Origin of the sequence: Streptomyces sp. NPDC018019, assembly GCF_044327805.1 — a bacterium.
GTDB lineage: Bacteria > Actinomycetota > Actinomycetes > Streptomycetales > Streptomycetaceae > Streptomyces.
Map to the genome: position 1 here is coordinate 26,458 of NZ_JBIRGD010000053.1, position 8,535 is coordinate 34,992.

The 8,535-nt window shown below is 68.1% G+C and carries 8 protein-coding genes and 1 pseudogene; 4 read left to right on the plus strand and 5 right to left on the minus strand.

The window, feature by feature from the left end:
- Positions 1-20: 20 nt before the first annotated feature.
- From ACH4FX_RS42020 to ACH4FX_RS42035, 4 genes are all read right to left on the minus strand, one after another.
- Positions 21-209: a hypothetical protein gene (locus ACH4FX_RS42020; RefSeq protein ID WP_398487089.1), complete on the minus strand. Its 189-nt coding sequence runs from the start codon at positions 207-209 to the stop codon at positions 21-23.
- Positions 210-335: 126 nt separating this feature from the next.
- Positions 336-1,352: a transposase family protein gene (locus tag ACH4FX_RS42025; RefSeq protein ID WP_398487090.1), complete on the minus strand. Its 1,017-nt coding sequence runs from the start codon at positions 1,350-1,352 to the stop codon at positions 336-338.
- A gap of 37 nt (positions 1,353-1,389) precedes the next feature.
- Entirely contained in the window at positions 1,390-1,929 is a 540-nt protein-coding gene (locus ACH4FX_RS42030; RefSeq protein ID WP_398487092.1) for a GNAT family N-acetyltransferase, read from the minus strand.
- An 89-nt stretch (positions 1,930-2,018) separates the two neighbouring features.
- On the minus strand, positions 2,019-2,303 hold the full coding sequence (locus tag ACH4FX_RS42035; protein ID WP_398487093.1) for a hypothetical protein: 285 nt from the start codon (positions 2,301-2,303) through the stop codon (positions 2,019-2,021).
- A gap of 29 nt (positions 2,304-2,332) precedes the next feature.
- On the opposite strand from ACH4FX_RS42035, the gene ACH4FX_RS42040 reads away from it, so the two are divergent.
- The 4 genes from ACH4FX_RS42040 (at position 2,333) to ACH4FX_RS42055 (ending at position 8,215) form a co-directional block, all read left to right on the plus strand.
- Positions 2,333-3,889, plus strand: coding sequence for an integrase (locus ACH4FX_RS42040; RefSeq protein ID WP_398487094.1), 1,557 nt, complete (start codon positions 2,333-2,335; stop codon positions 3,887-3,889).
- 74 nt (positions 3,890-3,963) lie between these two features.
- Positions 3,964-5,610, plus strand: coding sequence for a hypothetical protein (locus tag ACH4FX_RS42045; RefSeq protein ID WP_398487096.1), 1,647 nt, complete (start codon positions 3,964-3,966; stop codon positions 5,608-5,610).
- A 41-nt stretch (positions 5,611-5,651) separates the two neighbouring features.
- Positions 5,652-7,808: an integrase gene (locus ACH4FX_RS42050; RefSeq protein ID WP_398487097.1), complete on the plus strand. Its 2,157-nt coding sequence runs from the start codon at positions 5,652-5,654 to the stop codon at positions 7,806-7,808.
- A gap of 41 nt (positions 7,809-7,849) precedes the next feature.
- The gene (locus tag ACH4FX_RS42055) at positions 7,850-8,215 is read left to right on the plus strand and encodes a hypothetical protein (protein WP_398487106.1); all 366 of its coding nucleotides are present in this window, start codon (positions 7,850-7,852) and stop codon (positions 8,213-8,215) included.
- Between the two features lie 235 nt (positions 8,216-8,450).
- Here the strand turns inward: ACH4FX_RS42055 and ACH4FX_RS42060 are convergent.
- Positions 8,451-8,535 (minus strand): annotated as a pseudogene (locus ACH4FX_RS42060) (IS5/IS1182 family transposase); the annotation flags it as partial.

Consider the following 8,535-nt stretch of genomic DNA (forward strand, 5'->3'; position numbering starts at 1 on the left):
AAGAAGGGCTGCGCCGCCGGTCAGGCTGCTTGCAGGGACGGGCCGGGGCGGGGGGCTGCCGAGGTGGGGTGGACGGGGCGTCGGGTGCCGCAGCGGTGCAGGAACCGCTGCTCGGTGTGGACATCCAGTTCCCCGGCGACGCGCAGCACGGCGCAGTGCTCGGCGTCGATGACCGTTGTCAGCATCAGCTGCCTACGACTGTGGACCACGGGACCTCCCTGGCTCAACGCCCGGCGCGGCCAGGCGGCTTCAAACGAGCTTGCCGCACAACCTAACGAGTAGCCGCACGATAGGGCTTGGGACGTGCTGGCCTGGCGGTTCGGCTTGGGAGTGGATCAGCAGGCCGTCGCGCGGACGAGGTTGAGTTCCGTGCTCGGCCTGCTGCGGGTTGGGCGCTTTGCGCTGCGGTCGGAGATCAGGGCGCCGATTGCGGCGATGACCTCGGGCAGGTCGTCTCGCTCGCCGGTCCAGCGTTGCAGCGACCGCCGCTGCTTGACCTCTGCGTTGGCGTGCTCGACCATGATCCGCCGTTGGGATTGGCAGCGGCGCGCGTGGTCATAGAAGTTGCGCTCGGACGGCCCGGCGTCCGCCGCTGGTTTCCTCGGCGGGGCGCTGACCTGGCCGGGGAAGTCGCGGGCAAGGCCGGCATAGCCGGAATCGACTTCGGCTTTCACATTCGGGTGCAGCCGCAGTTGCTCCTCGATGCCCTCGGTGCGTACTGCGGTGGCATCGTGCATCCGGCCCGGGCGGATGGCCCCGAGCCACAGCTCCCGGCCCTGCTCGTCGCTGATCATCGTGGCCTTCTCGGTGTTCTGCTTCTTCTTGCCTGACACGAACGCCTTACGGCCCGGCCGCCCCGCCTTCGGGCGGCGTACCTGCACCTCGGTGCCGTCGATCCGCAGGGTGATCCCCTCGGCCTGGGCATAGGCGAACACGTCCGCGAGGGTCCTGAGCCTGATCCCGGGCCGATCCGGCACTGCAAAGCCGCGAGCGGCCAGCAGCGGGCGCACCTCGCCGACCGCCCGGCCGATCGTGGAGGGCGAGACTCCGAACAGCGCCGCGAGCACCCTGTGTGACAGTGCCCAGCGCAACACCACCAAGGTCACCAGCACCCGGTCCACGAAGACCAACTGGTGATCCGGCCCAGCCCCGGCCGCCCGCAATCGGTCATGGCCACGCCGTTCGGCCAGCTCAGAGTCTCGGGCTGCGGTCCACGGCCCGGCCAACTCGGTGATCAGTGCACCCAGGTGTTCCTTCGAGATCCCGCACAGGGCAGTATCAGAGCAGGCCGCGCGGGCCCAACTTGACTTCACAATCCAGATGATCCCGCGCGGCTCTTTGCCTTCCGGCACTAGGGCGGCTGCCGGAGCCTGACCGCCGATACCCCGATCACTCAGGCTTGGGCCGGTGCACCCATTCCTGGTCGAGGATGCTGAAGACTTCGGAGTCACGCCAGCCGTCCCGGATCCGCGCGGTGTGCCGGTGTCGACCCTCGTGGGTCATGCCGAGCTTGCCCAGCACCCGGGCCGATGCAACGTTGCGAGGATCGCAGGTCGCATAGATCCGGTGCAGTCCTATCAGCCCAAACCCTCTGCCGAGAAGTTCCCCGCCGATGGCTGTGCCCACGCCTCGACCCCACACCCGAGGATGGACGAGGTAGGAGATCTCGCCCTGGCGGTGGGCCAGGCTACGGACCTTCAGCTCGCCGATACCGACGAGTTCACCGTTGAGGCAGGCCGCATACACGAATCTCGTCTGCGGGGACTGCAACCGGGCATCCACCGCGCCTTGGACGAAGTCCCGCGTCTGCTCCTCGGTGTTCGGCCCCCACGCCTGGTAGCGGCAAGCCTCCGGCAGGCTGGCGAAGGCATGTACAGCGTGGCAGTCACCGACAACGAGATCGCGCATAGTCACCGAGGTTTTGATCACGAGCCGATCCTGTCAGGCCAGCATCGCCAAATACCAGCACTCAAGTCGCGGGGCTTCTACATGATCAAGATCGCGTCATTATCGTGCGGCTACTCGTTAGCCGGCGCCTTGGCAGTGGTCTTCTTGCCGCCCGTCTCCTTCGGCGTACGGGTGCTCTTGCGGGCGGGGGAGCGCTTGGTGTTTCTGGTGACCTTGTCCTCGATGGCCCGCAGCGGCGTCACCGACGCCTGCGTACCGCCGGTGTCCTCGCCGCGGGCGCTCCTGGCGGCACGGACGCTGTCCTCCAGAGCGGCCATCAGGTCGAGAACGGTGCCGCGAGGCTGGGGAGCCTGGCTGGGGGCTTCGACGTCGCGGTCTTCCAGCTTGGCCGCCACGATCTCCTCGATTTCCCTGATGATTGGGTATGTTCAAGCGTCAGGGAGGAGGCCAGTTGAGCGAGTGGCGTGTGGTGTGGGTAGCGGATCCGGGCCGGTGGGGGACGCTGCCGACGGAAGGCATCCTGGGGGTACAGGACCTGCCGGGGGCAGTGGCCCGGATCGGCCTGCGGCCGGGCGATCCGGTGTTCTTGGCCCCGGATTGCACGGTGGATCGGGGCCTGCTGGATTACGTGCGGTCTGCCGAATTCCAGCTGCTGGAACGGGAATCGAAACGGAATTACGCGACGGACACCCGGCCGCTTCTGGCTTTCTTGTCGTCGCGTGGGGTGTCATGGCGGGACGCGACGAGGCAGGACCTGCGGGATTATCGGCACTGGCGGTGCGCATCGCCGGAGAATCCCGGCCGGATCAGCGGGACGAAGTGGGATCGTGAGGCGGCCGCATTCACCAAGCTGTTCAAGTGGGGGAAGGTCTACCCGTTGCCAGTGGACGTCTCGCGCCGGGAAGACCGGGCCGCGGACTCGGTCGGCGCGCGGGTTTCGTGGCTGACGCCCCGGACCTGGGGGCTATGGTCGGACGTCGGGCTGCGCGGCCACACCCGTACCGGGATCGCGGCACCCGAGTGGGAGTCCCGAACGGAACTACGCAACACCAGCTTCGTCCAGCTGCTGCTCAGCTCTGGCCTGCGCCGGCAGGAGGGCGGGGCCCTGCTCACCTTCGAACTGCCCACCCAGCGCCTGAGCCACGGCCGCTACCTGCACGGCCGTGTCGCGGGTGCATTGACGAGGTCGAAGAAGAGCCGGACCTTCTACGCGTCGGTGGACGCGGTCGGCCAGGTCGAGACCTACATCTCCTCGGAGCGAGCCTGGGCGGTGCAACGCGCCCAGGAGACAGGCCGCTACGAGCGGCTGCCCTCGATGCGGCTGGTCACGAAGGTCACGCACGGTCTGAAGCCGAAGGTCGAGTGGGTTGACACCCGCGGCGTCGTCGGTGAGCAGGAGCTGAGCCGCCTGGGCTGGCGCGAGCGGCAGTGGTTGTTCCTGGAGGGGCCGGAGGGACCGGAACCGGCGTGGTTGTGGCTGACCGAGCAGGGCCTGCCGATGGACCCGGACCGTTGGAACGGCGTGTTCCGGGGCGCGAACCTGCGCTGCGAGGAAGTCCTGCTCACCCGTGAAGAACGTGAGATCAAGCGGGAGTTCCGGCTGGCGGAAGTACGGGGGAAGTCTCCGTACGCAACGCCGCACTCGTGCCGGCATTCGATGGCGCTCTACATGCTGATCCTGCTCAACGAGCTGTTCGAGTCCCGCTACGGGCTGACGAAGAAGGACCGGCGGGACTTCGCCTTGCTGTTCGGCGACCCGTGGTGGCTGGTGAAAACCCTGCTCGGGCACGCGGACGTGGAGACGACGAAACGGTACTACCTCGGTCCCGTCGCCCACCTGCAACTGGAGTCGATCCTCGCCGCCGCGGGGACCATCGACGAAGGCAGGGACGTCGAGGATCTGGACGGCGTCTTTGCCAGGCTTGCGCGGGAGACGGCTGGCATCCAGGACATCGACACGGTCGTTGAGACGACCTCGTGAGCGGGCGGGGGCGGCGGGCCATCCTACCGCCGGCCGACCATCACGCCGAGCTCCCGAAGGCCCCGGATGGGCTGATGGTCACCGTGGGCGACGAGGGCGGGTTCACGAAGGACTTCGACTTCGCCGAACTGCCGGTTGCCGAAGCCATGCAGCGTTCGCTGGCCGAGGCGTTCGCCCTGCGGTCCGCAGGCTGGTCCAGCCACGTCACCGCGGTCAATTACTGGAAGAGTCTGGTGGTGTTCTCGCATTTCCTCTCACAGATGGAGAGCCCGCCGGAGGATCTGGATGGCCTGACTGCGGCCACGCTCAAGCGCTGGCGGGCCCTGCATGTCGGCTCCAACACTGGCAGGAAGACACTGGCCTCGGTCCGCTGGCTGTTGCGTCGGGCGCCGCAGCCGGCCGCCGGGCCGGCTGCGGAGGAGCTGGCCCGCCGGATTCCCCGACAAACGCCGAGCAAGCAGTCCTACGAGAAGGGCGAGCGGGACCGGGTGGTGCTGGCTGCCCAGCGTCAGTTCCGTTCGGCCTGGCTGCGGATCGGCGAGAACACGCTGTTGCTGAACCGATGGCGGGCGGGTGGGGTGGCAGAAGGCGGTCGCGAGTGGAAGATCGGTGAGATCCTCGATCACCTTGCCCGCACCGGCGATGTCCCCCGCACGGTCAGTCCATGCGGGGGAGTTGCGGCGACGAACCGGGTGCTGTTGGGCGGCGGGGGAGCGGAGAGGACGTGGGGCAGGCTGTTCCTGACCCCCGGGGAGCTGACCGCGCTGGCTGTTTTGCTGACCGACCGTTTCGGATGGAACCTGTCGCTCTACGGCCGCATGCCGGTGCCGACCACTGTGCCGTCGGTCGGTGAGACGTCCTCGGTGACTTACCAGGTCCAGGTAGAAAAGCGCAGAGCGGGTGGTGGACGCTGGTTCTCCACGGAGAACATCACCGATTCCGGTGCCGGCTCCCCTGGCCGGCTGATCAGCCAGGCTCTGGAGGCCACGGCCCACGGTCGCGCTTTGGCCGCCGGCCTGAAGCCTGGAACGGACCGTTTGATGGTCGCGCACGAGTATCGGTCCGCGCCGAAGGACCAGGATCTGGATCGTCCGCACCGGGTGGGACCCCTGACATTGGGCGTCGGCTATGAGGACGCCAGGCAGTGGGCAGGGAGCCACAAGCTGGGCGGATCGCCGTTCCAGCGGTCGCGGCGGACTACGGTGACCCGACCGCTGCAGCACACCCAGCGCACTCACGAGAGCATCTACGTACTGCCCGACAAGCAGGTGCAGCGGGCCTCTCGGAGCGTCTTCGAGGTCGGCGCCCTGGAGGCCCTGGGCCAGGCCCGCTCCGTCGTCTTCGGCGGGCAGGTCGCGGACGCACCGGACCCGGAACATCAGCAGACCGCGACGGTCGACTGCGAGGACGAAAAGACCAGCCCCTGGCCGTCTACCGGGGGCGGCTGCGGGGCGGATTTCTTGCTCTGCCTGGCCTGCCGCAACGCGCACGTCCACCCCGGCCACCACCCGCGGATCGCCCACCTGCACCAGCAACTGCACAGTCTGCGGTCCGTCTTGGATGATCGCGCCTTCCAGGACGGCTGGAACGATCACCTCCTGCGGCTGGAGGACCTGCGCGACAAGGTCGGCCCGGTCGCCTGGCGGGCGGCACTGGCCCAGGTCAGCGACACGGACCGTGCTGTGGTCCAGCTCCTGGTGAAGGGAGACCTTGTCCCGTGAGCACAGCTCGCGCTGCTGAGGACGATCCGTATGTTCTGGCCATGCCTGCCCCGGACAGCCCGGCGGTGCTGCCCCGGTGGATCCGCCCGGGCAACGCCCACCCGAACTCCCGCTACCAGGACGCGAACTGGTCGCTGGCCCCGCTCATCGACAACCCCGGCACCAGCCTGCACACCATCCAGTGGAAGCACTGTCCTGTCGCTTTGCGCGACCAGATGCAGTTGGCGGTCTGGACGATGATCAACGGCGAGCTCCGTCCCACCTACCTTCATACCCGAGGCGTCCGGGCCCGGGCACGCGCGTCAGCGTCGGAGTTTCTGCAGACCTTCCGGGAGCGGATGCGGCTGGCACACTGGCTGAACGAACGCCGCATCAGCAGCCTTGCCGACTGCACGGGGAACGAGTGGCGGGCCTACGCCCGTATGCGGATGTTCGACGGCCAGAGCCGTGATTCCGCCGAGAGGGCCTGTTTCCGGTTGACGGGTCTTTGGGCGTTCGATCAGCTCAGCGCTCGCCCGTCGGGCATCGCCCGGCCTCCATGGGACACCGAGGGAGTCGACGACTTCCTCCCTGCCGCTGACGGCGGGAGCGGTGGGGAGAACTCGACGGAACCGTTGGACCCGCAGGTCCTGGGCCCGCTGCTGGTCTGGGCGATACGGTTCGTCGACGACTTCGCCGAGGACATTCTGGCTGCCTGGGCGGAGGTCCAGCGCCTGACCACTCGCGTCGACGCCACAGCATCCGTCCCCGAGGGGCTGGCGGCGGTTGAGGATTTCTTACTGCCCCTGGTCCACTCCGGTGCTTTGCTGCCCAGCACCTGGAACCGGGGCCGGCGACGCCTCGCCCTCACCTATATCGCGGCCCTCACCGGAGCCAGCTTCCATCAGGTCGACAGATTCAACCAGCGGCACCGGCTCTCGGATATGGCCACGAAGAGGCCCGGCCCGTGTCCGCTGCAGGTGCCCGTCACCGGGCAGATCGACGGAAAACCCTGGCGCGAGCACATGGACTTCTCCGAAGCCGCCGAGCTGATGCGGCATCTGGGAACCGCCGCGACCGTTATATGTCTCTATTTGACCGGGATGCGTCCGCAAGAGGTGCAGGGGCTGCGGTCCGGCTGCTGCCCCGATCCCGCGCCGGATAAAGGCGGGGTCCCGAGACGGCACCTGATCCGCAGCCAGCGGCAGGAGAGCGTCCCGGACGACGCCTCGCCTTCACACCTGATCCGCGGCCGGCACTACAAGAACGTGACGGACGACGACGGCAACCACGTCTCCGCCGGTGAGATGCGTGAAGTCCCCTGGGTCGCCATCACACCGGTCGTCCACGCGATTCGCGTCCTGGAGCGGATGGTCCCGGAAGGGGAACTCCTGCTGAGCACCGTTCACCACGACTTCACCCACCAGCGCAGCAGACACGGCGCCCTGAAGCTCTCCGCCTTGAGTAAGCGGATCGAGGACTTCGTGGCCTGGGTGAACCGCGAGGCGACAGTCCAGGGCCTGCCCGCCCAGGTCATCCCCGAAGACCCTCACGGCGCGATCGGGACGGTGCGGTTCCGCCGCACTTTGGCCTGGCATATCGCCCGCCGTCCCGGCGGGCTGATCGCGCTCGCCATTCAGTACGGGCACATGCGCACCATCCTGGACGCTCGCACCTCAGACGGTTACGGGTCCCGAAGCCGCGGCGGCATCCACTCCGTCCTCGACATCGAGACCGCCCTCGCCGCCGCCGACACCGCAGCAAAGCTGCGGGACCAGGCCGCCGCCGGCGAGAAGTTCTCCGGCCCAGCCGCCCGCCGGGCTCTGACCGCTGCGGCGACGACGCCGCGGTTCGAGGGCCGGATCGTCCCCGTGACGTTCGCGAAGAAGGCCGCCAAGTTCCTCGCCCGGGACGGCGTCGTGCTCTATGACAACCCGGACGCGTTCCTGATCTGCGCGTTTAAGCACGACAACGCGCTCTGCGAGCCCGATCCGGGTGCGACGGCACCGAGGCAGTACGCCTGCCAGCCCGGCTGCGGCAACACGGTCCGCACCGACGCCCACGCCCGTCAGATGCGGGAACGGGCCAACGAGATCGACCGGCTGGCCACGCACTCGCCCGGCCCCCTCGGCCAGCGCCTGCGGGCCAACGCCGACAAGCTCCGTGCCATAGCCGACACCCACGATTCCGCTGCTCAATCCGCCGAGGCCCTGACGTGACCCAGCACCACCCAGACGAGCGAACCCGCATCCGCGAGGCCATGGACCGGCTCCTGGCCGGTGAGGCCACCGTCTCCAACGTCAGCCAGACCATCGTCGCGCTGGCCGCCGAGGCCGGCGTCCACCGCATGGCCCTGCAAAAACGGCACGCGGACCTGAAGAACGAGTTCTACGAACGTGTCCGCAGCGAGACCCAGCAGGTCCCGGAACCCGAGAGGCAGCTCCGCGAGACGGTCGCCAAGCTGAAGAAGACCATCGAGAACCAGAAGGCAGAACTCGAAGAACTTCGCCGTCTGGTCACCCGCCTGACCCTGGCCAGCGCCGTTCTCACCCAGCAGGAGGACACACCCCCGGAACCTGTTCCAGCCTCCGGCAACGTCGTCCCGTTCCGCCCGCCCACCAGCTGAGTTCTTCCGTCACAAGGCCGTCCGGCGCTGCCCGGCCGGACGGCCCCGGCAAGCGGGGCCAACAGCCCGGCGAACCTCTCGAACGGTCAGTCAGCGAGGGCCCACGGTAAACGACTTCGTTCCGGCTGCTCTGCCGCCGGTGCATACCACGACGACGGTATACCTCCCCTGGCGCACCTGGTCCCAGAGCGCTTGCTGGCTCGTCCTGCCGCCGACAAGTTCCTTAGACGTTGTTTCAGTTGGTGAGTTTGCGATAGCTGATGAGTGCCGCAGCGATGCCGACGAAGCCAAGGAAGTGCTCGGGCTTGCGCTCGTAACGG